A 22,745-nucleotide genomic window follows, 5' to 3' on the forward strand; every position below is an offset into this window, starting at 1 on the left:
CCTACATATCGTCTCTGTCACGTAGGCCGGATAAGCGCAGCGTCATCCGCAAATTCACTTTACTTTACCGTCCAGGCTTTAGAGAACCGGCGGTTAATAAACAGCTCCTGTAAGCCATTGATCTGTTTTAGCCGCAGGACCTCGTCGTCATCCATCCCCAGCTCCTTGCCTATTTTGGTATCGTCCCAGCCCAGCAACGCCAGTTCACGCACTATCTCAGACATAGCATGAATTTGGTGACGCCCCCGGGCGCGGTTGTGGCGGATAGTTGCGGCCATGCGGTTATGGCGGCTTCCCTCAAGGCAGGTCACCGGCAAATAGCCTTTAAGGCGCGCTCTCAACGCCGCTTTGCCTGCGCCTAATTCGTGACGATGAAAACCATCAACGATTTCATACTCTTCTTCATTAGATTGCGAGACGACGATAGGCTGGGTGAAACCATCGGCTTCGATAGACTTCAGCAGCAGTTTTTTCTCTGGTGGGGCGACGTTGTTTGGGTTGTAGTCGTTTGGCGCGATACGGTCATTTTTAACCCACAGCACGCAGTCAACCGGTTCTTCACGAAACGGACTGACGCTGTGTATCGCCATTCTGAACTCATTGATCGCCTTAATGCGTTCCTCCTCAGGCAGACTGGCAAGAAAATGCGTGAGTTCGTGTGTTAGTCGTTGTTGCATAAAATTCCCCATTCCTTACGCTTCGCCTTCATGCGATCGCTATAACGTTGATAACTTCTAGGTTTTGTGGGGCTGAAAGAGAGCGCCCGACACCAGTAATCGTTGTTCAGTAAGACCTTGCAGATGCGCCGCCAGGAGGGAATGTCCTTCGTTCCGATATCGCCGGCCTGGGTTTGCGGGATCTCTTTGAGTCCCTTATTTTTGTACCACTGCAAATAGACGGCGATTTTATTGCGGTAATGCTCGGCGGTTTTCTCCGGCATGCTGAACAGCAGTAACATTGCGTAGTCCTGCCAGCTCAAATGTTCCGGCTTGAGAATTTTACGGTGGCCGTAGAAGTGATTATCTTGCCCGGCGTAGATCCCGCCACTTCTCACGCCAGAGACGCGTACGCACATTGCCGCCCAGCGTTTGGGTTCAATAACGTGATAGAGCCATAATCCCTGGCGCTGCTCTGGGCCAAACGGTTCGCAGATTCGCATATAGCGGGCAGGAACGCCGGCCTGATACATCAGGTTATAGAGCGGATTGCACAATTGATTTGTTCTGGCAAACCAGGTCCAGATATCGGCCGTTTTCCAGTCATACAGAGGATAGATATACCAGGTATGACCGCCTGGCGCGGCGGTAGTCCACGGCTTGTCATCGGCAAAACGTTGTTTATGCAGATTAGCAATGGCCACAAAACGGTTATAGGACTCGTCGGCGCGAATGCCAACCATCATTGCAGCAGGGCGTTTCTGTGAAAACCAATCAGCAAATTCGCGAACAAATTGTTCGAAGGTCATGCCCTGTTGGTAGAAGGGGAAATAATGAGGGTCGGTAATAGCGTCTGAGGGAGGTTGGCGAACCCATTGAGTGTCAGGTTCCCAACATTGCCATTCCGGCTGGAATTGAGAAAGTGAATTTTGTGTCGTAAGGGGCAGAGCGACCCAATAAAACGCTTCGATAATATCGGCATACTTTTCACGCAATGTTTCAATATAATTTAGGGTGCATGAAAATTGGGCTTCCCAGTCAATAAACAATATGCTGATTTTTTTGCCTAATTGCCTTGCCAGGTCTGCGGTTAAATGCAGCATTAGTCCGGAGTCTTTACCGCCTGAAAAAGAAACACATACTCGGGGAAGATTCTCGAGCGTCCAGGTAATACGTTCCTGAGCCGCTTCGAGCACATTTTGCTCTAATGGTATTTTATAAATAGACATAATTAGCTTATCCCTTAACGTTACAAGCATAACGTTTGAATATATAACTTTATATAAGATAAGCTCTTTCGCAGAACATGCAATATTTAAATAAATATGCAATATAAATGTATTTCCTAAATGCATTCACAATGTCAATATCCAATATTGCCACATGGATGATACGTAAATTAGCCGTCTCTATTACTCATTCGTGTAATAAAATCAGCAAACCCTTTGTTATTCAGTGAAGCGCGATTATACATATAGTACAGCTGAATAGCGGGCACTGAAAACGGGATCGCAAGTTTTCTGAAACCGAGAAGCGGTTGGTAAAAATCATAAATCAGTTCAGGCAAAAATCCAACGATGTCTGTGGAGGCGATGACATTTGCGATAGCGATCATCGATTTACTACGGAAGCCTATTTTTCGGCCATTCAAAATATTATCCGGATGCGTTTGATATTCCTTTACTCCTGCCTCATCAGCAATAAGAAAGGTGAATTGTTCAGCAAAAATATCATCCAGAGTTGGGTATTCACCCAGTCGTGGATGATCTTTATTGCATAACAGAACGCAATTGATCGGTTTAAACGGGATGCAAACAATAGAGCGGTTGTTTACCGGAGACATGGAGATAACCAGATCCGCTTTGCGGTAAGCTAAAAGATCTTCGGCGGTGTCCTGTGTGGCAAGAATGTCATGGTGCTCAATTTCAATATTATTATCCTGACGGATATAATGAATGATATCCAGAACGTTATCTGATATGACAATTTGTGGGCTATAGATAATGAATTTTTTCTGTAACTCCGTCTCGTGCATAATGTTTAACGTTTGTTCGAGACTATTCAGATTATTTTCCAGGTGATAGTGCAAATTGATCCCCATCGTCGTGGGGGTAATGCCTTTACCCGAGCGAATAAATAAAGGGTCATTTAACTGGGTGCGCAAGCGCTGCAATGACTGACTCACGGCAGAGGGGGTGATGTACAGCGTCTCGGCAGCTTTACTGATGCTGAGATGCTGATAGATACATTCGAAAATGACTAACAGATTAAGGTCGAATTTTTTGAGGTCATAAAGGTTAGCCATTTTCTATCCTGTTATTAATTCATGTTATGACAACATGGCTTATAATTGCCTGGGATTATTTTTCTGTACGCTTTAAGTAATGTGATTTACTTAAGGTGAACTTCAGTTTGGCTAAAATAGCATAACCGCTACGATTTGGGAGAAAAAATTAAAAACTATTCTGGGCGATTATAGTCAAAATAATTATAATCACCCTTGTATATACTACTGGTTACCCATCATGGCATCCAGTTGGGCCTTCTCTGGTAATCCTACAACCTGCTGTAAGACGTTATCCTTATTCATATAGTAGATGGCTGGCGTCACGTTTGCCCCCAGGTCATCCATGATTTTTTGGTTTATGTTAAGGGTCTTCATCTGTTCCGGTGGGACGGATGCGGGAACGCTAAGCGCTAACTTACCGTCTGACGCCTCGTAGTCATGCCAGGTTTGCGCCGGATCTTTCGCCGCTAAGATGGCAGCAGCGGTGGCTGGGCTTTCCGGTTTAATCACGCCAACCAATAATGTGCGCAGTTGTACTTTTCCTGACTCCACCCAGGGGCGGGCCTGTTGCCAGAACTGCTTACAATACGGGCAGAAGGGATCGGCAAACACGTATAACACCACCGGTGCCTCTTTTTTGCCATCAAGGAGCCAGGTTGCCTTTTCCATACGCTGCCAGAGATCGCGACCCGCAGGCGCATAAATCTCTTTTTCTATCAGTTGATTGCTGAGGTTTTCACCTTTCTCGTTATACATGTAACCCGAGATCGCCTGCTTACCGTCGGGCGTCAGGTAAATGGTTACCCCCATGTCCTGGTATTTCCCCAGATAGCCCTTCATTCCCCCTGGCGCGTCAAAGGATTTGATGATTGTAATTCCTTGTTTTTCGATAGCTTTGACCGGTGCAGGGAGCTCTTCGGCCCAGGAGATAAGCGGAACCAGGGCGAGCAGTAATGTACGTTTCAACATCTTTTATCCTTTTAAATCAAAGCGTCTGCGCGTCGGTTGAGTAAACCTATCGCAGCCATAGGTAAGACCTCGGGTGGGGACATTGCCCTTTTAACGGTGCGGTGTTGTAATCCCTCTCGCTGTTACATCCTTTGTTAAGGTAATGTAGAGCGCAACACTAAGCCAGTCTGACTGGCGCTGAAGTTACCTACGGGTAGTTCAGGTAACGGGGCCGCCTGCAAAGGTGGCCCTTTTTACTTTTAGAGTCGTTTAACGTTGGTTCGAGCAGGTTGTTAGTTAACGCTTATTGATTTGATAAAGGAAACGCATTAGCCCTGACAGTCAATATTCGGTAACTTAGCCCTCAACGAAAACACGGAGGAAGTACAGATGTCCTTGATTAATACAAAAATTAAACCTTTCAAAAACCAGGCATTCAAAAACGGTGAATTCATCGAAGTTACCGAGAAAGATACTGAAGGCCGCTGGAGCGTGTTCTTCTTCTATCCGGCTGACTTCACCTTCGTTTGCCCGACCGAACTGGGCGACGTGGCTGACCATTACGAAGAACTGCAGAAACTGGGCGTAGACGTTTACTCTGTTTCTACTGATACCCACTTCACCCATAAAGCATGGCACAGCAGCTCTGAAACTATCGCCAAAATCAAATACGCGATGATCGGCGACCCGACGGGTGCCCTGACCCGTAACTTCGACAACATGCGTGAAGATGAAGGTCTGGCTGACCGTGCCACTTTCGTTGTTGACCCGCAGGGTATTATCCAGGCCATCGAAGTGACCGCTGAAGGCATCGGCCGCGACGCATCTGACCTGCTGCGTAAAATCAAAGCCGCTCAGTACGTCGCTTCTCACCCAGGCGAAGTTTGCCCGGCTAAGTGGAAAGAAGGCGAAGCGACGCTGGCTCCATCTCTGGATCTGGTTGGTAAGATTTAAAAATTTCGATGTCTTTCACGCCATGGCGGCGTTGGCGTCACCTTCTGACCCCGGTCACTTACTTGAGTAAGCTCCCGGGGATCATCAGGCTAGCCGCCTTGCCCTGACGCGAAATCCAAAGGAAATTTAACCATTAAACGGATGCATTTTGCATCCGTTCTTTAAACCCCATGATGCAAGTTGCATTCACGCAGCCTGATAAAGGCAGCTTGCATGATGATGTTTTCAGAGAGGGAAGAAAAATGCTCGACACGAATATGAAAACCCAGCTCAAGGCCTACCTTGAGAAACTCACCAAACCTGTTGAGCTGATTGCGACGCTGGACGACAGCGCTAAATCGGCAGAAATCAAAGCACTGCTGGCTGAAATCGCCGAGCTGTCAGAGAAAGTGACGTTTAAAGAAGATAACAGCCTGCCTGTACGCAAGCCCTCTTTCCTGATCACTAACCCAGGTTCAAACCAGGGCCCGCGTTTTGCCGGCTCTCCGCTGGGACACGAATTTACGTCACTGGTGCTGGCGCTGCTGTGGACCGGTGGACATCCGTCGAAAGAAGCACAGGAACTGCTGGAGCAGATCCGCGATATCGACGGCGATTTTGAGTTTGAAACCTATTACTCGCTCTCCTGCCATAACTGCCCGGATGTGGTGCAGGCGCTGAACCTGATGGCGGTTCTGAACCCGCGCATCAAGCACACGGCAATCGATGGCGGTACGTTCCAGAACGAAATCACCGAACGCAACGTGATGGGCGTTCCTGCTGTTTACGTCAATGGTCAGGAGTTTGGCCAGGGCCGTATGACGCTGACAGAGATCGTGGCGAAAGTAGACACCGGTGCAGAAAAACGTGCCGCTGATGCGCTGAACAAGCGCGAAGCTTATGACGTACTGATTGTCGGCTCTGGTCCTGCGGGTGCGGCGGCGGCGGTTTATTCTGCCCGTAAAGGTATCCGTACTGGTCTGATGGGTGAGCGTTTCGGTGGTCAGGTGCTGGATACTGTTGATATCGAGAACTATATCTCTGTGCCGAAAACTGAAGGTCAGAAACTGGCTGGTGCGCTGAAAGCCCACGTCAGCGACTACGAAGTCGATGTGATTGACAGCCAGAGCGCCAGCAAACTGGTGCCGGCTGCGAACGAGGGCGGTTTTCATCAGATTGAAACCGCTTCTGGCGCGGTACTGAAAGCACGGAGCATTATTATTGCGACGGGTGCAAAATGGCGCAATATGAACGTACCGGGTGAAGATCAGTATCGTACCAAAGGCGTTACCTATTGCCCGCACTGCGATGGCCCCCTGTTTAAAGGCAAGCGCGTGGCGGTGATTGGCGGGGGTAACTCCGGCGTGGAAGCGGCGATTGACCTTGCCGGCATCGTTGAGCACGTGACCCTGTTAGAGTTTGCGCCAGAGATGAAAGCCGATCAGGTGTTGCAGGACAAAGTCCGCAGCCTGAAAAACGTCGATATCATTCTGAACGCGCAGACAACGGAAGTGAAGGGCGACGGTAGCAAAGTAACGGGGCTGGAATACCGCGATCGCGTCAGTGGCGATGTCCACAGCGTGCCGCTGTCAGGAATCTTCGTGCAGATTGGTCTGCTGCCAAACACCAACTGGCTGGAAGGTGCCATTGAGCGTAACCGGATGGGTGAAATCATCATTGATGCGAAATGCGAAACCAGCGTAAAAGGCGTTTTTGCCGCAGGTGATTGCACCACCGTGCCATACAAACAAATCATCATTGCAACGGGTGAAGGGGCGAAAGCGTCACTGAGTTCCTTTGATTACCTGATCCGCAGTAAAACAGCATAAAAAGAAATAAGACTACACCTGCGCAAACCGCCTGCTAACACCAGGCGGTTTTTTTACGTCTGTGGGTAAAATTTCAAACTCTGAAACAATAAAACCTCTCTTTTCTTATTAAAATGCAATTAACCGTTATTCTAATCAAAGAAAGGTTTTCGCATTTTGTTAATATGCCGCCTCTTCTGCATTAATTCATTCTCATTGTGAATGAGAGGTGGTTCATTCATGTTTGTACAAAATAATGCGCTGACGGAATTTGAGTCGTCAGGGCTGCGTTTACGTGATTTATTTATTTCTCATAATACCGATACGCTCAAAGTCGCATGGTCAGCATTATGTTCTGACGCCGCGAGCGAGTTGAGCGACGCCGACTGGCTGGAAGTGGAGTATGACTTCAATGCCCTGTTTGTCGGCCCTGGGAAGCTGACGGCCGCGCCTTACGCCTCGGTGTATCTGGAAGAGGATGCGTTGGTGATGGGGAAAACGACCCTGACCCTTCGGGAGTTTATTGAGAATCTCGGTTTGTCCATAAATAACGAGAATAATATTCCTGACGATCATGTTTCCTATATTTTAGAACTCGTCGTACTGTTGCGGGTTAATTCCATGCAGATGCCGGAATACCGAACCGCGCTCACGCAATTTATTGCTGAGTATGTCGCGATTTGGCTTCCTGCGTTTATCGAAAGAATAAAAGGCAATGCTCAAACCGCAACGCTGCGGAGGGCTGCAGACAAATTATCTAATTGGCTTGATGAATTAAAACGAGATTATCATTATGAGCACTGAACCTGGTCTGCTTAACCGACGCTCTTTTTTGAAGGGACTGATTGCCCTCGGTACCGTGGCGGCGTTACCGGGAGGTTTACTGACGTCTCGCTGTGCAATGGCGCAACCGCCTATTCCTTTTAATCCAAAAACCTACAAAATTTTCCGCAATGCGTGTCCGCGTAACTGCTACGACACCTGCAGCCTGAAAACCTGGGTCAAAGACGATGTCATTACTTATGTGGAAGGTGCGCCTGAGTCGACCTTCACCCACGGTACGCCCTGTGTTAAAGGGCTGAGCTACCCGCGCCGCGTCTACAGTCCGGATCGAATTAAGTATCCGATGATTCAGGACGGGCGCGGTAGCGGCAAATGGCGCCGCATCTCCTGGGATGAAGCCATGCAGCGTATTGCCAGCAAAATGCTGGAGATCAAGAAGAAAGACGGCTCAATGCTGGGCCTGGCGCTGACCAAATACTCCGGTAAGTTCGGTGTGCTGAACTATGCCGTGGAAGGCATGATGTCCTCGCTCGGATATACCACACGCTTTGCCGGAACGCCGTGTTGGCCTGCCGGCATCGACGCCCAGAACTACGACATGGGCGATATGTGGTGTAACGACCCGGAAGATATGGTGAAAGCAAAATACATCATTATCTGGGGGGCAAACCCGGCCTGGTGCTCCATGCATACCATGAAGTACATCTATCAGGCGCGCGAGAAAGGGGCGAAGGTCGTGGTGATCGACCCGCTGCTGTCGCAAACGGCAGCGAAGGCCGATCTCTATCTGCGCGTCCGTCCGGGTTCTGATGGTGCCCTGGCATTGGGGATGGCGCGTCATCTGGTCGATAAAGGGCTGGTCGATCGGGACTTCGTCAATAACTACTCCCACGGTTATCCGGAATTTGAAGCCTACCTGCGTAATCACGTGACCGTGGAGTGGGCAGCGGAGATTTGCGGCTTGTCCGCAGACGTCATTCGTACCCTGGCGGAAGAGTTTACGGCGGTGAATCCGGCGACCGTATGGATTGGTTACGGTATGCAGCGTCACGTTAACGGCGGGGCGAATGTCCGTGCCATCGATGCGTTTGTCGCTATGACCGGCAATATCGGGGTGGAAGGGGGCGGTGCGCGCTACGGCCATCTGCACACCTGGGGCTTTAACTACAACGCGATGTTGCAGACACCGCCGGTGGGTTCCATAGGCATGCCGGGGGCGGCGGGAACAACCAGTGAATTTGGCGGCGATGCCGCTGGCAGCGCGGCGGTGCAGTATTCAGATCGCTCTCTGAACATCAACCAGACGGCGCAGGGCATTCTCGATGCCAACGAGCCGCCGGTGCGTATGCTGTGGGTCGCCTGTAAAAACCCGTTCGCTCAGGACTTTGACCGCAGCAAAATGGAGAAAGCGTTCGAAAAACTGGAGATGGTGGTCTGTGCCGATCAGTTTTTCAACGAAACCGTTCAGCATGCGGATATCGTGTTACCGGTGACCACTGCCTTTGAAGAGTGGAACGTGGATGCCTCTTACTGGCATTACTGGCTTTCAATCAACCAGCCGGCCATTAAGCCGATGTACGAAGCCAAATGTGACCTGGAAATTGCGGTCCTGCTCTCCCGGACGATCAATAAGATGGCGCCTGGCGCCTGCACCTTCCCGCAGGAGTTTGATCACAAGCGCTGGCTGGATCAGGAATTCAACGACGGGATGGCGAAAATGTTCGGTATCTCCTCCTGGGACGATCTGCTGGACGGGCCGAAAAAAGCGATTCTGCCCAGCTCTGCGGCCTGGTACGACCGTAAGTTCAAAACGCCGTCCGGAAAGTTTGAGTTCAAATCTGAGCTGTGTGAAAAAAATGGTCACACCGCGCTGCCGGAATACAAACCGGAAGCGGAAAGCGCATTGCCGTTCCATCTCTTTACTCCGCACGTGCAGTTTGGCATCCATTCGCAGTTTATCAACCTGGACTGGATGCAGGTCTTTTATCCCGAACCGTTTGTGTACATGCATCCGGCCTCCGCGCAGAAAAAAGGCATCAGTGAAAACGATCTGGTTAACGTGTTTAACGACACGGGCGAGGTTGAGCTGCGCGTAAAAGTAACCACCAACGTTCCAGAAGATTTCCTCGTGATGTATGAAGCCTGGTTCCCGAAACGGAAATATAACGTGCAAAACGTTGTCGCAGATACCCCCGCCGATATGGGCTTGATGAAGACAGGGGCACCGGGCGCCGCAATCCATAGCCAGTTCGCAGATGTGAAGCTGATCAGCAAAGGAGCTAGCGCATGAGACGCGCATTTTTAGTCAACAGTGATAAATGCATCGGCTGCCGTGGATGTGCGATGGCCTGTAAAAGCTTCAACCAACTGGAGCCAGAGCGTTTCTGGCGCTATGTCTACCCGCTGGATAAAGAGATTTATCCGCACGAAGAACGGGCGTTTTACTCGCTGGCCTGTAACCACTGCGAGAATCCGGCCTGCCTGGCCGCGTGCCCGGTAGAAGCGTATACCAAACGTGAAGACGGTATCGTCGTCCACAATCCGGAACGCTGCATCGGCTGTAAAAACTGCATTCGTAACTGCCCGTATGGTGCGCCGCGCTTTAACGAAGAGACGCGCAAGGCTGAAAAATGCAGCATGTGTTATGAGCGCCTGGATGTTGGTATGAATCCTGCCTGCGTGAATGCTTGTCCGGTTGGCGCGTTGACGATTATCGATCTGGATGCAGACCCCATTCCCAACAATGCGGTGCAGTATCCACCGGGATTCCCTTACATGCCCAAACTGAATCCGGGGACACGTTTTATTCTCGCACGTCAGCCAAAACAGCCGGGGGACAAATAATGGAAAAGTATGAGTTACCGTTAGTGATCTTTACCGTGCTGAGCCAGATGTCGGTGGGGTTGACGCTGATTCTGACGCTGCGAACATTGCGTGGAGAGCTGGAAGGAAAGCGCGTGTACTGGCTGGTGAGCGGGTTAATTCTGGCGGCGGCGTCTGTGGCTGCGGTATTGCACCTGGCGCATCCGGACAGGGCGTATAACGCGCTGATAAACCTGAAACATGCCTGGCTGAGTCGGGAGATTCTTGGCGCGACGCTCTATGGCGCTGCCATTGGCCTCACTTTTCTGGCTAAAGGACACAAACTTCCGGCGGTGCTGGCCTCGCTTCTGGGCATTGTGCTGGTGGCCGTGCAGGGTATGACCTACGCCGCGCCGGCGATGGTGGCTGTGGCGAATGGGTTGACCATGCTGCTGTTCTTTATCACCGTCTGGGTGATGGGCTGTGCGGTTGTTCCGTTGCTGAGGCTGGCACCTTCGTTAACTGCGCTGCGTCAGGCGATTGGGGTGTGTCTGGCGGTGCTGATCGCTGCGCCGATGGTATGGCTGAGCGGGGGGACGATTATGCAAATGACCGCCCATGCATGGCTGGCTTCTCCGCTGTATCTGGCGAGCCTTGCATGTCTGGCCATCGCGTTTGTACTGACGCGCGGAGGGGAACGTCGGGTTGCGGTGCTGTTTGGGCTGTTATTCGTTGGAATGTTCCTCAGCCGCCTGGTGTTCTTTGGCGATACGGTGAGCACGATTGTGAATATTGGGCATCTGTATTGATGACATCTGACTAAATGTCGGATGGAGGCTACGCCTTATCCGGCCTACAAACCGCACCGTGTCGTAGGCCGGATCCGGTATTTATCGCTTAACGTACCACCAGCACCGGCAGCGTCGCATGACGGACTACGCTTGAGGCGTTAGACCCGAGCAGGTGCGTGGTAATCGACGGACTGCGGGACCCAATCACCACCACATCGGCATTTAACTCTTCACCCAGTTCATTGACCACATCTCGCACGCTACCAAATCGGACATGCTGTTTAATGCGCGAGGGATCAATCGTGAAGTGCCCGGCCATTGTTTGCAGACGGGTTTCGGCTTCATGCTGCAAATGTTCTTCAAAGCGACGAACGTCAGCGGCAAAACGGTGGAGGCTCATGCTGGCTGAACCTGGTAGTACGTGCAAAAGATGAATGATGCCGTCCTGCTGCGCAAGGAACTCGGCGTGACGTACGGCTTTGTCACTTAACTCCATTTCAAAAACATCAACTGGCATAATGATTGTCTTATACATACCCGTTTCTCCCTGTTAATTAATACTCAAATCATTCAAGCATATAATAATTTGCCATTCTGCTAGCTGCCAGTCACTTTTGCACTTCACACCAGATAAATCCTAAAGCGTCTTATCGCAACAGCATTCCTCTCACCCTAGCTACCCTTTATAGACCAGCTGACAACAAACCCATGTATCAGGAGGTTGTATGAAAGCATTGACGTACCATGGTCCACATCATGTCCAGGTAGAGAATGTGCCTGACCCCATTATTGAGCAGCCTGACGATATCATTCTGCGTATTACCGCGACCGCCATATGCGGTTCAGATTTACACCTCTATCGCGGGAAGATACCTCAGGTTAAACATGGCGATATCTTTGGTCATGAGTTCATGGGCGAGGTTGTCGACACGGGACGCGACGTAAAAAACCTTCAACAAGGCGATCGGGTGGTGATCCCCTTTGTGATTGCCTGCGGCGACTGCTTTTTTTGCCGCTTACAGCAATATGCCGCCTGTGAAAATACCAATTCAGGGCAAGGCGCAGCGCTGAACAAAAAACAGATACCGGCTCCTGCCGCGCTGTTTGGCTACAGCCATCTTTATGGCGGCGTGCCGGGAGGGCAGGCCGAGTATGTTCGTGTCCCAAAAGGCAACGTTGGGCCATTTAAAGTTCCGCCGCTCCTGTCCGACGACAAAGCGCTGTTTCTTTCCGATATCTTGCCTACCGCCTGGCAGGCCGCGAAAAATGCGCAAATCGAGAAAGGATCCAGCGTTGCCGTTTTTGGTGCCGGCCCCGTCGGGCTGTTGACGATTGCCTGTGCGCGTTTGCTGGGCGCGGAGCAAATTTTTGTGGTCGATCACCACCCATACCGTCTGCGTTTTGCCGAGGAACGTTACGGGGCGATTGCCATCAACTTTGATGAAGATAACGACGCCGCAGAGAAGATCATTGAGCAAACAGCTGCCCATCGCGGTGTGGATGCCGTGATTGATGCCGTCGGCTTTGAGGCGAAAGGAAGCACGACCGAAACGGTGCTGACCAACCTCAAACTGGAGGGCAGCAGCGGTAAAGCGCTCCGCCAGTGTATTGCGGCGGTGAGACGCGGCGGTGTTGTGAGCGTACCGGGCGTATACGCTGGGTTTATCCACGGTTTCCTGTTTGGCGATGCGTTTGATAAGGGGCTGAGTTTTAAAATGGGGCAAACCCACGTTCATGCCTGGCTGGGCGAGCTTTTGCCACTGCTTGAACAAGGCCTGCTGACGCCGGAAGAAATTGTCACGCACTATCTGCCGTTTGAAGATGCTGCGCGTGGCTATGAGATTTTCGAGAAACGCCAGGAGGAGTGTCGGAAGGTGATTTTGGTTCCGGGCGCTCAGCATCCGGAAGAGGCGAAAAAAAGCGTCACGGGTCTGGTTAACGCGATGCCGGGTGGCACCATTTAAAGGGGCTACCAGTGGTTTTCCAGGTATAGTACGGCCCAGACGATAATCGCCGCCATTATGAGAAACCCTAGCAGTATCCCAACTGAATCGTTCATGACCGCACCTGCCAATGAAACCGATTTAGTGTGAGTGAGGGAGATCAAAAGCGAACCAGGAAGAATGGGTGATTTGCGATAAAGAGGATGCGAATGCATCCTCTGAGTACAGCGGAAAGCCGGGGATTAGCGCAGGAAATCACCCGCCGCTTCTGGCTGGTATTCCAGTTCCAGAACCTCAAGGTGCGTGGATGCGCCGCCCGGAAGTTCCCAATGAATGGTATCGCCGACGCGCAGACCCAGAAGGGCAGCACCTACAGGTGCCATGACGGAAAGCTGAGTATTACTGTCGGTCATATTTACCGGGTATACCAGCGTACGCACACGAATTTCGCCATCGCTAAGATTGCGGAATTTCACCCGGCTGTTCATCGTCACAACGTCAGGCGGCATAGTTTCTGGCGAACACATTTGGGCTCGATCCAGTTCGGCATTCAACGCGTCGGCAATGGGTAAATCAGCATACGCGGGCAGCTCAAGCAGACGGTCAATACGTTCTGCATCAAGGTCGTTAATGATGATAGTTGGTCTGGACATTTCTACTCCATGTCGTCTGTACTGCGTTTTGCCGCAGGTAAATATCCCCAAAAGAAAACCCTCACCGTCAGGCGGCGAGGGTTTAACTCTCCTGATGATACTGAGACTTACCCCATGTTTGAAGTGATTTAGTTCACATTCGGGTAAATAGCTCATAAACACGCGTTAGTATGATTTTTAGGCAAAAAACGTGATCGTTCTCAAAATTGCATTATGCTTTTTAAGCGCTCGCTGCGGGCGCGTTACCCATTCAGCGTTCCGTTAGGGGAGATCTTATGAGCCAGTACGACAAGCTTACTCTGAAAGATGGCAGCTATTTATATTTTAAAGACTGGGGTAATCGCAGTGGACAACCGATAGTGTTCAGCCACGGTTGGCCGCTTACTGCCGATGCCTTTGAGGATCAGATGCTTTTTCTTGGCTCGAAAGGATTTCGGGTGATCGCGCATGACCGGCGCGGACATGGTCGCTCAGCGCAGCCGTGGGAGGGACACAATATGGATCAGTACGCAGATGATTTAGCGGAACTGACCGCCCACCTGAATCTGAAAGAGGCCGTCCACGTCGGACACTCTACCGGCGGAGGCGAAGTAGCTCGCTATATTGGGCGTCACGGGACACAGCGGGTCGCGAAAGCGGTATTAATTGGCGCAGTGACGCCCATTATGATCAAGACGGATTTTAACCCCAACGGCGTCCCGAAAGAGGTCTTTGACGGTATTCGTGAAGGGGTGGTGAACGATCGCGCCGCCTTTTTTTACGCGCTGACCGCCGCGTTTTATGGCTATAACCGGGACGGGGCAAAAGAGTCTAAGGCGGTACGCGAAAGCTTTGTCGAACAGGGATTACAGGGTTCTATCAAAGCGCAGTATGACTGCATCAAAGCGTTCTCAGAAACCGATCTGCGTGAGGACTTGCGCAAAATGACGGTGCCGACGCTGGTTATCCACGGTGATGACGATCAGATCGTGCCGATCGAAACGTGCGGTAAAGCTGCGGCAGATATTTTGCCCAACGCACAGCTTAAAGTATACGAAGGCGGTTCCCATGGGATCTGTACGACGCATAAGCATCAGATCAATGAAGATTTGTTGAATTTTATCCAGTCGTAATATTGTCGAAAACCGGCGCGGTTGTCGCGCCGGTACGCACAATCAGTAACCCACTTTGTCGATAACAAATTGTTTACCGCAGTTGCCCGGATGAGGCTGCGGGACGAACGAGGAGGCTGAAAGCGGGGCGTTAATGGTATCCGCCTTCAGCGAGATCTGAATTTCGGTCAGATACGCCGGGTTGCCGTGACAGCTCAGCTTCACCGCTTTGACGTTCGCTTTGCCCCAGCTTTTGGCAAACGCCGCATCGAAAGCGCTACGGCTTACACGTTTACCATAGTTCTGCGCAAGGAACTTGCCGGTTTCGCTGCTTTTGATCTCTTTATTCAGGCGCACCATTGTGCCGAAGTAGGCGTCGGGATCGAAACCAAAACAGGCACCGTGCCTGGCATATTCGTAGCGTTCGAGACAAGAGCGGCCACCCGCCCCCGGCATTACTTCACTCAGTTTAGCGGCGCTTTCCAGCGACAGGCCGGTTTCCGGTGCTGCGCATTTACGGTTGCCGCGCACTTCCGGCATATTCGGGATGGGGCGTGTGGCGCAGCCAAATCGAATCCAGCGACGCTCATCGACGCCACGCGAAGCTATCGATTTCGGCAAGCCGGGCCATAAGCCGTGAACGGTCAGAAAGTTGACTTTATTGGCCGTCTCTTTTTGCAGACGACACTCGTCAGGCTCACGATTGTCGCGTTCATGCTGGCTCTGACAGAAACCGGTCTGCCAGGAAAGCGCCAGCACGTAGCGGTCAAAATCGCCGTACTGTTTCGCCTGAAGTTCGCTGGCGGCTGACACAGAAAGGGGCAACAGGGAGGCTGCCAGCAACACACATTTTTGCCAAATTGATTTCATGAGGTTGGGACGACTTATAGAAGAACTGAATATTAACTATTTAACCATAAAAAAAGCCCGCGCGGTGGGTTAACCGCGCGGGCTGTAAGCGTATTCCGTGGTTTTGAGGCGAGGATTAGCTCCACATGGCCAGAATTGGCCAGCCAACCAGCAGCAGCATGGTGATGTAGATCACACCAAAGATAGCGCCAAGACGCCAGTAGTCTTTAGATTTCACATAGCCGCAGCCGTAGATGATAACCCCAGGACCGGTGGCATAGGGTGTCAGGCAGCCCATAATCCCGATGGAAAGCACCAGCAGCACGCACAGATGCTCCATCGGTACGCCTGGGATGCCTTTACCAATCGCCAGAATGACCGGCAGCATGGTGGCGGTGTGTGCTGAGAGGCTGGCAAACAGATAGTGGGCAAAGTAAAACACCAGAACCAGTACGATGACCGTGGCGTTAGGTGAGAAGCCCTCAAGATGCGCGCTCATGGTATTTGCGAACCAGTCAATGAACCCGGAGCGCGTTAAACCATTCGCCATTACCACCAGCGTCGCGAGGTTAACCAGCGTATTCCATGCACTATTGTATTTGGTGATGTCTTTCCAGGGCACGACGTGCAGTGCCAGCATCAGAGAAACCGCTAACAAACCCACTGCGGTGGCGTCAATCAGTTCGCCGCCGAATACCCACAGACCCAGGCTCAACAGAACCAGGCCGATCAGCGTCCACTCTTTGCGTGACAGGGTACCCATGGTTTTGAGTTCATCACCGGCCCATGCCGCGACTTCCGCACTGTGAGTGACCTCCGGCTTGTACAGCACGTAAGAGAGCCACGGTGCGACGATCAGTAAAATAATACCGACCGGCAGGAAGCTCAGGAACCACTGTAACCAACTGATCTGAATGCCGGCGATTTTGCTCACAAACTCCAGACCCAGCACGTTTGGCGCTGCCCCTGTGACAAACATAGATGAGCTTAGACTGGTACTGATCACCATCATCCACATCAGATAACCGCCGATACGACGCGCGGAAGGATCGTTCGGAAATGATTTAAACAGCGGGGGCAGGTTTTTAATCACCGGGAACACAGTGCCACCGGTACGCGCGGTGTTCGATGGCGTAAAGGGTGCCAACAGGATGTCGATGATGACAATCGCATAGCCCAGTGTCAGGGTGCGCTTACCCATAAACTTCACCAGGAAGAGGGCGATGCGGCGCCCCAGACCGGTCACTTCATAGCCCAGCGCGAAGATAAACGCGCCGAATACCAGCCAGACGGTGGTACTGGAGAAGCCCGCCAGACCCCACTTCAGCGCCTGCTTACCGGCATGGAATGTCGGGTCAGCCAGCTCTTTGGCATCAAACAGCAGGTAGTTGCTGCCAATCACGCAAATAGTGACGGCGATAAAACTGATTGCTGTCGCCGGAATTGGCTCCAGAATCATCCCGACGATCATCGCGACGAATACCGCAAAATAGTGCCATGCCTGCGGCGGCATGCCATCGGGGACGGGTATAAGAAACATAATCCCCATAACGAACAGGGGAGCTAATAGCTTCCAAATATTATCTTTGGATAAAGACATAAGTGATTCTCCGGAAAGGATCTTTTCAAGGATGATGTGAATACTGGATTTGTGAAATCTGGGCTAAAAACCACGTTACGATCAGCAGATCGGCACTACCTCCGGGGCTGAGGTTGCGTTCGATACACTGCTGGTCGAACTGCTGAAGGGCGTCGATATCGCGGGAGGAGCGAATGCCTCCTGAGCGTAATAACGTGCTGGCCCGCTGCTGTATCCAGCGCAGACCTTCGGCACCACCACGGGAGGCCACATTGGTGTCGCCATTGAGCGAAATCAGCAGCAGCAAGGTGTCAAGAAGGGCCAGTTCAGGATCGCGCCCTTCGGCTAAAAGCGCGCGGTAGTGCGGCAGAGCGTGGCGAATCACTAACGGGTATCCCGCTTCGGCCTCGCCGCGAGCGCCTGTTAACCCCAACTGTTGATAAAGTCGCTGTCCTGCCGTGAGCTGCGGGTTGTTATTGCGTAGTTCGCGCTCGGTCAGGCCACGGCAAAAGGTGGCGGCGATGGTGCAGATACGTTCCGGTGTAATGCACTGATTTTGTTGATGCAACCGACCAATGGCGGCGCACAACAGTCCGAGAGAAAAAATGCTGCCTTTATGCGTATTGACCCCTGCGGTGGCGCGAAACATGTCAGCTTCACAGGCCATTCCTAACGGACGCAAACCATTTAGTACTTCATGCGCCGGGAGCTGTGCGCAGCAGGCGCCGAATTCGATAAATCGCGGTAGCCAGGCCTGAATAGCCAGCGCGCTGCGGTGAAAATCCGTCAGCGACATATCTTTATGCGCACCGCAATTAAGGCGATCGACCAGACCCGGTTTTGGCGACAGGTTGACCTCGGTCAGCATCGCGCGCCACGCCAGGTGGCCATACGCCTCAAACAGCGTGGCGGGAAGGGCGGTGGTTTCAACGGGCATTGCGGGAATCGGCAGCATGAAGCAGCTCCTCCATGTGGGCGAGCAGATCGTCGAGGCTATGGGTTTTTCCGCGTGCGCATTCAGCGGCTTCGTGGCCACACAGCAAACAGCGGCGTGCCGGAAGCGCGAAATGGCGGCGGGAGAGAATTTCGCCATCGGGGGTGAGGACATCGATGTCCCATAAGCGTCCCAGTGGGTGAATGTGTTCAAGCTCGATTGTGGCCAGCTTAATATCACGGGCCGGTGCCTCAATCGAGAGCATACCTTCCGGCCCGCTTGCTGAGGCCAGTGCAGCCTGCTCCCTGATTAACCAGTCCATTTTTTCCGCCAGCATGCGCAGGGCAGTCGCACCGTGATTAAAGATGCGACGGGTGAGATCGCTGTCTTTGATCGGACCTGGCACCACCACGGTAAAGGAGACGAGTGGAATTGGGTGGCGCGTAAGCCAGGCGTGCTGTCTTGCTTGTCTCTCATCGCGACTGGTGAGCAGTTCGTCGATGGAAACCGCATGGCGGGTGGCCTGTTCAGGGAGCAGGTGCATGGGTTATTCCTTCACCTGATGAACAACATCAATCACTGAACCGTCGCGATAGCGCACTACGGCAATCACGCGATCGGTGAATTCAATCGGGCGAGGTTCGCCAGTGAGTTGCTGTGCGCGTTCACGTAGCCACTCAATGGATACCACGTTCATTCCGGCGGCTTTCAGGCGTTCTGCCAGTTCCGGACGTGCCGGGTTGACGGCAATGCCATGATCGGTCACCAGGATATCAACGCTTGATCCCGGCGTGACGCAGGTCAGTACGTTATCCACCAGGGTGGGAATACGACCGCGAACCAGCGGGGCGACAATGATGGACAGCGCAGCGGCAACCGCCGTGTCACAGTGACCACCGGAGGCGCCGCGAATCACGCCGTCAGAACCCGTCAGTACGTTGACGTTGAACTTCGTATCCACTTCCAGCGCGCTGAGTACGACAACGTCCAGACGATCAACAGATGCGCCTTTGGAGCCCCAGTTGGCATACTGGTTAGCGCTGATTTCGATGTGATTCGGGTTACGCGCCAGCGACTCAGCGGCGTTGCGGTCAAAGCTCTGTACGTCCAGCAGCTTGCGAATTAAGCCTTTTTCATGCAGATCGACGATGGTTGCCGTAATCCCGCCGAGAGCGAAATCTGCACGGATATTGCGGCTGCGCATTTTGTCTTCAAGGAAACGCGTGACTGCCAGAGAAGCGCCGCCGGTGCCGGTTTGCAAAGAGAAACCCTCTTTGAAATAACCCGAATTGGCGATGACCTCCGCGGCATTGCGGGCAATCAGCAGTTCGCGCGGGTTGGTGGTCATACGGGTCGCGTCAGCACCGATTTTATCGGCATCGCCGACCTGGTCGATTTGGACGATCAGATCGACCTGATCCTGGGCGATGCTCGCCGGGTTGTGCGGATACGGCAGCAGTTGCTCCGTCAGCAGCACCACCTGGTTTGCGCTTTCGGCATCAACGCGGGCGTAGCCGAGAGAGCCACAGCAAGCTTTACCGGTGTAGCCATTGGCGTTACCAAATTGATCGCAGGACGGGACGCCGAGGAAGGCGACGTCAATAGTGAGTTCGCCGCTTTGTACCAAATGTACGCGGCCACCGTGAGAGTGCACCTGCACGGGTTCAGCCAGAATCCCGCGAGAAATCTCTTCTGCCAGCGGTCCACGTAGACCGGAGGTGTAAATACGGCTAACCACGCCCTGACGGATGTGGCCGACCAGCGGCGCATGGCAGTCGCTGAGTGAACTGGATGCCAGCGTCAGGTTTTTGAAACCCATCTTAGCGATGGTGTCCATCACCAGATTGATGGTCAGATCGCCACCGCGAAACGCATGGTGGAACGAGATAGTCATCCCGTCCTGCAGACCGGAACGGCGGATGGCTTCTTCCAGGTCGGCACACAGCTTTTTGTCGCGCGGTTTTTGCGCTTGCAGGTTCTGCTTGGAGGTACTTTTAAACGTGGAGAGGTCGCTTTCAGCGCGACGATGCCAGTTCGCTACCCGTTCCTGACGTTGAGACAGTTCGTTTTTCTGAGTCATAATCTTTGCCTTATTCTTCGCGGATGCCGGAAAGTTCTGCGCGGGAGAGCACCAGACGAGCACGCTCAATCACCGGGCTGTCGACCATCTTGCCGTTCAGGGAAACCACCCCCAGACCTTCACGGGCGGCGGCTTCTGCGGCTTCCACGACCAGGCGCGCATGAGTGACTTCTTTTTGCGTCGGGGCATACAGGTTGTGCAGCAGGTCAATCTGACGCGGGTTGATTAGCGATTTGCCGTCAAAACCCAACTGTTTGATGTGTGCGGCTTCGTGCAGAAAACCGGCTTCGTTGTTGGCATCGGAGTAGACGGTATCGAACGCCTGAATGCCGGCAGAACGGGCGGCCTGCAAAATAGAACAGCGGGCAAACAGCAGTTCAGTGCCTTCTGGGGAGCGCTCGGTACGTAGATTGCGCACGTAGTCTTCCGCACCCAGCGCAATGCCGATCAAACGCTCGGAAGCGTGAGCTATTTCCACCGCACGGGTAATGCCTAACGGGGATTCGACGGCAGCCAGCAGACCTGTACTGCCCGGTTCGCGACCGCAGGCCTTCTCAATGCGCAGGATTTCTTTTTCGATGTCGATAACGTCCTGGGCGGTATCGGTTTTTGGCAGACGAACCACGTCAGCGCCGCCGCGAACGACTGCTTCGAGATCGTTAATGCCCCATTCCGAATCCAGGGCATTAACGCGCACGATGGTTTCGACGTCTTTATAGAGCGGGTGCTGCAACGCGTGGTAGACCATGCGACGCGCGGTATCTTTTTCCCTCAGGGCGACGGAGTCTTCCAGGTCGAACATCAGGGCGTCGGCCGGATAGATAAATGAATTGCTGATCATGGCGGCATTGGCACCCGGCACGAACAGCATGCTGCGACGAGTACGGGATTTACGTTGATGCAGTGCGGCGGAAATCATTGGCGATCCTCCCAGGGCAACGCCGGAATATCGCTGGCGCGCGCCAGCAGGGCTTCCAGTCGGGCGCGCAAAATGCAGTCCAGTGCGCCTTTATCATCGACATTCATCTGTACGCCGCGCACGTCATACTGCGCCAGAACGGACAGAATGGTGGCGCGGATCGCCTCACCAAATTGTTTTTCAACGCTGCTGTTTATTTGCAGGTCAATTTCCTGCGTATCGAGAGGGGCGATGCGAATCATCACATCACCGGACTCAAGAGTGCCTGCGACGGCAGCCTGCTTTATTTTCATTTTTCACCTGTTACTAATGCGGGGGTCTTTTGGCGGACCATCGCGTCTGCCGGGGAACGAACAGCCATGTTTTGCAGGTACTGCAATGTGGCCGGCGGAACCAGTGACGCGATAGCCGTGAGATCGTTTTTAACCAGCAATTTGCGAACCAGAGAGGCGGAAATCGGCATCTCCTGGACGCACAGTCGCTCTATTTCCACCAGCGCGATGGGGGGGGCGGGAAGGGTTGGCGTCTCCAGCCAGAAACGCATATCGCGATTGTATTGCGCCGTCACGCTGCAGAAGGGTTCAGTTCCGACGAAGCGATGGGTAATCCTTAGCGCGGGTGCCAGATACTGACGGAATATCTTTAAGTCGATTTCGGTATAGCAATGGTTGATGACGCTCTGTTCTTTAATGAAGTAGCACGGGAAGGTGGCGCGCGAAATGATGTATTCCGAACCGCGATGAACGGTGAGACGCGGAATGTCGGAAGTACCTTTGAGCACCAGGTCGAGCCGGTCCTCATACGGAAAGCGCGATGTATCTTCTTTTACGAGGAACAAATGCAGCCAGTCGCACTGCGCTGCCGCTTGTTGGATCAGGTAGCGGTGCCCGAGCGTAAACGGATTGGCATTCATCACGATGCAGCCGATTTTTTGGCCATAATGGCGCTGCTTGCTCAGCGATTCCGCATAACGTTTCAGGCGCGTAGTGCTGTTTTCCATCAGCACCATGATGCCGGGCACGCTGGTCAGCGTCGAAAAGCCACATTGCTTAAACAGCGCTTCATATTCTGTTTTGGTGTAAATGAAGAGGTGAGTGCAGTGTCTTTCATAGGCGAGGTTAATCAGTTCTGTCGCCAGCGTCAGCGCTAAGCCTTCGCCGCGAACGGATTCGCAGATGGCAACACATTTGATGATATTTCCGGCGATACCACCACAGGCAATAAGGCGATCGTCACGCATGACGGTAATAAATACTTCAACGGTTGTATCCACGCTCAAATCATTGTTTTTCAAAAATTGTGCGATCGCCGCCATTTTTATATTGTCTGAGCGTTTAACGCGTGTGAAATAAGTATTACCAAACATAATAAAATGTTCCTGAGGATATATGTTGTTGCTGCTTTTATGCGATTGTTGTGCAAAGGAGTGAATTGATAACAATTCGTTTCCGTCGGCTATATACGACTTTTGCACAACCCACAATTTCTTTTTCGCGCTGACGTATACATCGTAAGGAGTATTAAGGAGGTAAATTTTGATTTATTTCACAAAGAGTTAGATGGTTTTTATGAGTTTAATGGTGTTAAGTGTTTTAATTATTTTTATCGTAGCTAATTACGTGGTTTTAATTTACTTAATTGATTTATGGTGTGAAATCTGTAACGATCATTATTATTTTGTCTTTGTTG

General features: G+C 52.2%; 23 protein-coding genes. 8 read left to right on the forward strand and 15 right to left on the reverse strand.

Features of this window, described 5'->3' with window-relative positions:
• Positions 1-59 precede the first annotated feature (59 nt).
• From HVY19_RS06180 to dsbG, 4 genes are all read right to left on the reverse strand, one after another.
• Positions 60-677, reverse strand: coding sequence for a ParB/RepB/Spo0J family partition protein (locus tag HVY19_RS06180; RefSeq protein ID WP_181683478.1), 618 nt, complete (start codon positions 675-677; stop codon positions 60-62).
• Entirely contained in the window at positions 662-1,885 is a 1,224-nt protein-coding gene (locus tag HVY19_RS06185) for a phosphoadenosine phosphosulfate reductase (RefSeq protein WP_181684227.1), read from the reverse strand. The genes HVY19_RS06180 and HVY19_RS06185 overlap by 16 nt, the downstream gene beginning before the upstream one ends.
• Before the next feature lie 170 nt (positions 1,886-2,055).
• Complete coding sequence (locus HVY19_RS06190; protein WP_181683479.1) at positions 2,056-2,961, reverse strand: LysR family transcriptional regulator; 906 nt, start codon at positions 2,959-2,961, stop codon at positions 2,056-2,058.
• A 204-nt stretch (positions 2,962-3,165) separates the two neighbouring features.
• Positions 3,166-3,912, reverse strand: coding sequence for a thiol:disulfide interchange protein DsbG (gene dsbG, locus HVY19_RS06195; protein ID WP_181683480.1), 747 nt, complete (start codon positions 3,910-3,912; stop codon positions 3,166-3,168).
• Between the two features lie 369 nt (positions 3,913-4,281).
• Here dsbG and ahpC point away from each other — a divergent pair, with 369 nt between their 5' ends.
• The 6 genes from ahpC (at position 4,282) to HVY19_RS06225 (ending at position 11,026) form a co-directional block, all read left to right on the forward strand.
• Complete coding sequence (ahpC, locus tag HVY19_RS06200) at positions 4,282-4,845, forward strand: alkyl hydroperoxide reductase subunit C (protein WP_002894394.1); 564 nt, start codon at positions 4,282-4,284, stop codon at positions 4,843-4,845.
• A gap of 242 nt (positions 4,846-5,087) precedes the next feature.
• Positions 5,088-6,653: an alkyl hydroperoxide reductase subunit F gene (ahpF, locus tag HVY19_RS06205; protein ID WP_181683481.1), complete on the forward strand. Its 1,566-nt coding sequence runs from the start codon at positions 5,088-5,090 to the stop codon at positions 6,651-6,653.
• Positions 6,654-6,872: 219 nt separating this feature from the next.
• Entirely contained in the window at positions 6,873-7,436 is a 564-nt protein-coding gene (locus HVY19_RS06210) for a molecular chaperone TorD family protein (RefSeq protein ID WP_181683482.1), read from the forward strand.
• Positions 7,426-9,705 carry a molybdopterin-dependent oxidoreductase gene (locus HVY19_RS06215; RefSeq protein ID WP_181683483.1) on the forward strand — a complete coding sequence of 760 codons (2,280 nt, stop codon included), beginning with the start codon at positions 7,426-7,428 and terminating at the stop codon, positions 9,703-9,705. The genes HVY19_RS06210 and HVY19_RS06215 overlap by 11 nt, the downstream gene beginning before the upstream one ends.
• Positions 9,702-10,259 carry a 4Fe-4S dicluster domain-containing protein gene (locus tag HVY19_RS06220; protein ID WP_181683484.1) on the forward strand — a complete coding sequence of 186 codons (558 nt, stop codon included), beginning with the start codon at positions 9,702-9,704 and terminating at the stop codon, positions 10,257-10,259. Before HVY19_RS06215 ends, HVY19_RS06220 begins: the two co-directional genes overlap by 4 nt.
• Positions 10,259-11,026, forward strand: a complete 768-nt coding sequence (locus HVY19_RS06225; RefSeq protein ID WP_181683485.1) for a DmsC/YnfH family molybdoenzyme membrane anchor subunit — start codon at positions 10,259-10,261, stop codon at positions 11,024-11,026. The genes HVY19_RS06220 and HVY19_RS06225 overlap by 1 nt, the downstream gene beginning before the upstream one ends.
• 88 nt (positions 11,027-11,114) lie before the next feature.
• Here the strand turns inward: HVY19_RS06225 and uspG are convergent, their stop codons facing one another.
• The gene (gene uspG, locus HVY19_RS06230; protein WP_181683486.1) at positions 11,115-11,543 is read right to left on the reverse strand and encodes a universal stress protein UspG; all 429 of its coding nucleotides are present in this window, start codon (positions 11,541-11,543) and stop codon (positions 11,115-11,117) included.
• A 190-nt stretch (positions 11,544-11,733) separates the two neighbouring features.
• On the opposite strand from uspG, the gene HVY19_RS06235 reads away from it, so the two are divergent.
• On the forward strand, positions 11,734-12,972 hold the full coding sequence (locus tag HVY19_RS06235) for a zinc-dependent alcohol dehydrogenase (RefSeq protein ID WP_181683487.1): 1,239 nt from the start codon (positions 11,734-11,736) through the stop codon (positions 12,970-12,972).
• Positions 12,973-12,977: 5 nt separating this feature from the next.
• Here the strand turns inward: HVY19_RS06235 and yldA are convergent, their stop codons facing one another.
• Positions 12,978-13,067: a small membrane protein YldA gene (yldA, locus tag HVY19_RS20870; protein ID WP_275943232.1), complete on the reverse strand. Its 90-nt coding sequence runs from the start codon at positions 13,065-13,067 to the stop codon at positions 12,978-12,980.
• 126 nt (positions 13,068-13,193) lie between these two features.
• A complete protein-coding gene (rnk, locus tag HVY19_RS06240; protein ID WP_181683488.1) occupies positions 13,194-13,604 on the reverse strand; it encodes a nucleoside diphosphate kinase regulator in 411 nt (136 codons plus the stop codon).
• 275 nt (positions 13,605-13,879) lie between these two features.
• Here rnk and HVY19_RS06245 point away from each other — a divergent pair, with 275 nt between their 5' ends.
• Complete coding sequence (locus HVY19_RS06245; protein ID WP_181683489.1) at positions 13,880-14,716, forward strand: alpha/beta hydrolase; 837 nt, start codon at positions 13,880-13,882, stop codon at positions 14,714-14,716.
• Between the two features lie 42 nt (positions 14,717-14,758).
• Here HVY19_RS06245 and rna read toward each other — a convergent pair whose 3' ends face one another.
• The 8 genes from rna to citC form a co-directional block, all read right to left on the reverse strand.
• Positions 14,759-15,565: a ribonuclease I gene (gene rna / locus HVY19_RS06250; RefSeq protein WP_181683490.1), complete on the reverse strand. Its 807-nt coding sequence runs from the start codon at positions 15,563-15,565 to the stop codon at positions 14,759-14,761.
• Positions 15,566-15,680: 115 nt separating this feature from the next.
• A complete protein-coding gene (citT, locus tag HVY19_RS06255; protein ID WP_181683491.1) occupies positions 15,681-17,144 on the reverse strand; it encodes a citrate/succinate antiporter CitT in 1,464 nt (487 codons plus the stop codon).
• A 25-nt stretch (positions 17,145-17,169) separates the two neighbouring features.
• Entirely contained in the window at positions 17,170-18,078 is a 909-nt protein-coding gene (gene citG, locus HVY19_RS06260) for a triphosphoribosyl-dephospho-CoA synthase CitG (RefSeq protein ID WP_181683492.1), read from the reverse strand.
• A complete protein-coding gene (citX, locus tag HVY19_RS06265; protein ID WP_181683493.1) occupies positions 18,050-18,601 on the reverse strand; it encodes a citrate lyase holo-[acyl-carrier protein] synthase in 552 nt (183 codons plus the stop codon). Before citX ends, citG begins: the two co-directional genes overlap by 29 nt.
• A gap of 3 nt (positions 18,602-18,604) precedes the next feature.
• On the reverse strand, positions 18,605-20,137 hold the full coding sequence (gene citF / locus HVY19_RS06270) for a citrate lyase subunit alpha (RefSeq protein ID WP_181683494.1): 1,533 nt from the start codon (positions 20,135-20,137) through the stop codon (positions 18,605-18,607).
• A 10-nt stretch (positions 20,138-20,147) separates the two neighbouring features.
• The gene (gene citE, locus HVY19_RS06275) at positions 20,148-21,056 is read right to left on the reverse strand and encodes a citrate (pro-3S)-lyase subunit beta (protein WP_181683495.1); all 909 of its coding nucleotides are present in this window, start codon (positions 21,054-21,056) and stop codon (positions 20,148-20,150) included.
• Positions 21,053-21,349: a citrate lyase acyl carrier protein gene (gene citD, locus HVY19_RS06280; RefSeq protein ID WP_181683496.1), complete on the reverse strand. Its 297-nt coding sequence runs from the start codon at positions 21,347-21,349 to the stop codon at positions 21,053-21,055. The genes citE and citD overlap by 4 nt, the downstream gene beginning before the upstream one ends.
• Positions 21,346-22,422 (reverse strand): [citrate (pro-3S)-lyase] ligase, encoded by a 1,077-nt coding sequence (gene citC / locus HVY19_RS06285; RefSeq protein ID WP_181683497.1) that lies wholly within the window; start codon positions 22,420-22,422, stop codon positions 21,346-21,348. Before citC ends, citD begins: the two co-directional genes overlap by 4 nt.
• Positions 22,423-22,745: the final 323 nt, after the last annotated feature.

Source organism: Citrobacter sp. RHB25-C09, from assembly GCF_013836145.1.
Taxonomy (GTDB): domain Bacteria; phylum Pseudomonadota; class Gammaproteobacteria; order Enterobacterales; family Enterobacteriaceae; genus Citrobacter_A.

Excerpts from the sequence above, each read along its gene's own strand:
- yldA (WP_275943232.1), bottom strand. The coding sequence starts at position 13,067 with ATGAACGATTCAGTTGGGATACTGCTAGGGTTTCTCATAATGGCGGCG.
- citX (WP_181683493.1), bottom strand. The coding sequence starts at position 18,601 with ATGCACCTGCTCCCTGAACAGGCCACCCGCCATGCGGTTTCCATCGAC.
- citD (WP_181683496.1), bottom strand. The coding sequence starts at position 21,349 with ATGAAAATAAAGCAGGCTGCCGTCGCAGGCACTCTTGAGTCCGGTGAT.
- citE (WP_181683495.1), bottom strand. The coding sequence starts at position 21,056 with ATGATTTCCGCCGCACTGCATCAACGTAAATCCCGTACTCGTCGCAGC.
- HVY19_RS06180 (WP_181683478.1), bottom strand. The coding sequence starts at position 677 with ATGCAACAACGACTAACACACGAACTCACGCATTTTCTTGCCAGTCTG.
- HVY19_RS06225 (WP_181683485.1), top strand. The coding sequence starts at position 10,259 with ATGGAAAAGTATGAGTTACCGTTAGTGATCTTTACCGTGCTGAGCCAG.
- rna (WP_181683490.1), bottom strand. The coding sequence starts at position 15,565 with ATGAAATCAATTTGGCAAAAATGTGTGTTGCTGGCAGCCTCCCTGTTG.
- HVY19_RS06185 (WP_181684227.1), bottom strand. The coding sequence starts at position 1,885 with ATGTCTATTTATAAAATACCATTAGAGCAAAATGTGCTCGAAGCGGCT.
- HVY19_RS06235 (WP_181683487.1), top strand. The coding sequence starts at position 11,734 with ATGAAAGCATTGACGTACCATGGTCCACATCATGTCCAGGTAGAGAAT.
- HVY19_RS06220 (WP_181683484.1), top strand. The coding sequence starts at position 9,702 with ATGAGACGCGCATTTTTAGTCAACAGTGATAAATGCATCGGCTGCCGT.
- ahpF (WP_181683481.1), top strand. The coding sequence starts at position 5,088 with ATGCTCGACACGAATATGAAAACCCAGCTCAAGGCCTACCTTGAGAAA.
- HVY19_RS06190 (WP_181683479.1), bottom strand. The coding sequence starts at position 2,961 with ATGGCTAACCTTTATGACCTCAAAAAATTCGACCTTAATCTGTTAGTC.
- uspG (WP_181683486.1), bottom strand. The coding sequence starts at position 11,543 with ATGTATAAGACAATCATTATGCCAGTTGATGTTTTTGAAATGGAGTTA.
- HVY19_RS06210 (WP_181683482.1), top strand. The coding sequence starts at position 6,873 with ATGTTTGTACAAAATAATGCGCTGACGGAATTTGAGTCGTCAGGGCTG.
- ahpC (WP_002894394.1), top strand. The coding sequence starts at position 4,282 with ATGTCCTTGATTAATACAAAAATTAAACCTTTCAAAAACCAGGCATTC.
- HVY19_RS06215 (WP_181683483.1), top strand. The coding sequence starts at position 7,426 with ATGAGCACTGAACCTGGTCTGCTTAACCGACGCTCTTTTTTGAAGGGA.
- rnk (WP_181683488.1), bottom strand. The coding sequence starts at position 13,604 with ATGTCCAGACCAACTATCATCATTAACGACCTTGATGCAGAACGTATT.
- citC (WP_181683497.1), bottom strand. The coding sequence starts at position 22,422 with ATGTTTGGTAATACTTATTTCACACGCGTTAAACGCTCAGACAATATA.
- citF (WP_181683494.1), bottom strand. The coding sequence starts at position 20,137 with ATGACTCAGAAAAACGAACTGTCTCAACGTCAGGAACGGGTAGCGAAC.
- citG (WP_181683492.1), bottom strand. The coding sequence starts at position 18,078 with ATGCTGCCGATTCCCGCAATGCCCGTTGAAACCACCGCCCTTCCCGCC.
- HVY19_RS06245 (WP_181683489.1), top strand. The coding sequence starts at position 13,880 with ATGAGCCAGTACGACAAGCTTACTCTGAAAGATGGCAGCTATTTATAT.
- citT (WP_181683491.1), bottom strand. The coding sequence starts at position 17,144 with ATGTCTTTATCCAAAGATAATATTTGGAAGCTATTAGCTCCCCTGTTC.
- dsbG (WP_181683480.1), bottom strand. The coding sequence starts at position 3,912 with ATGTTGAAACGTACATTACTGCTCGCCCTGGTTCCGCTTATCTCCTGG.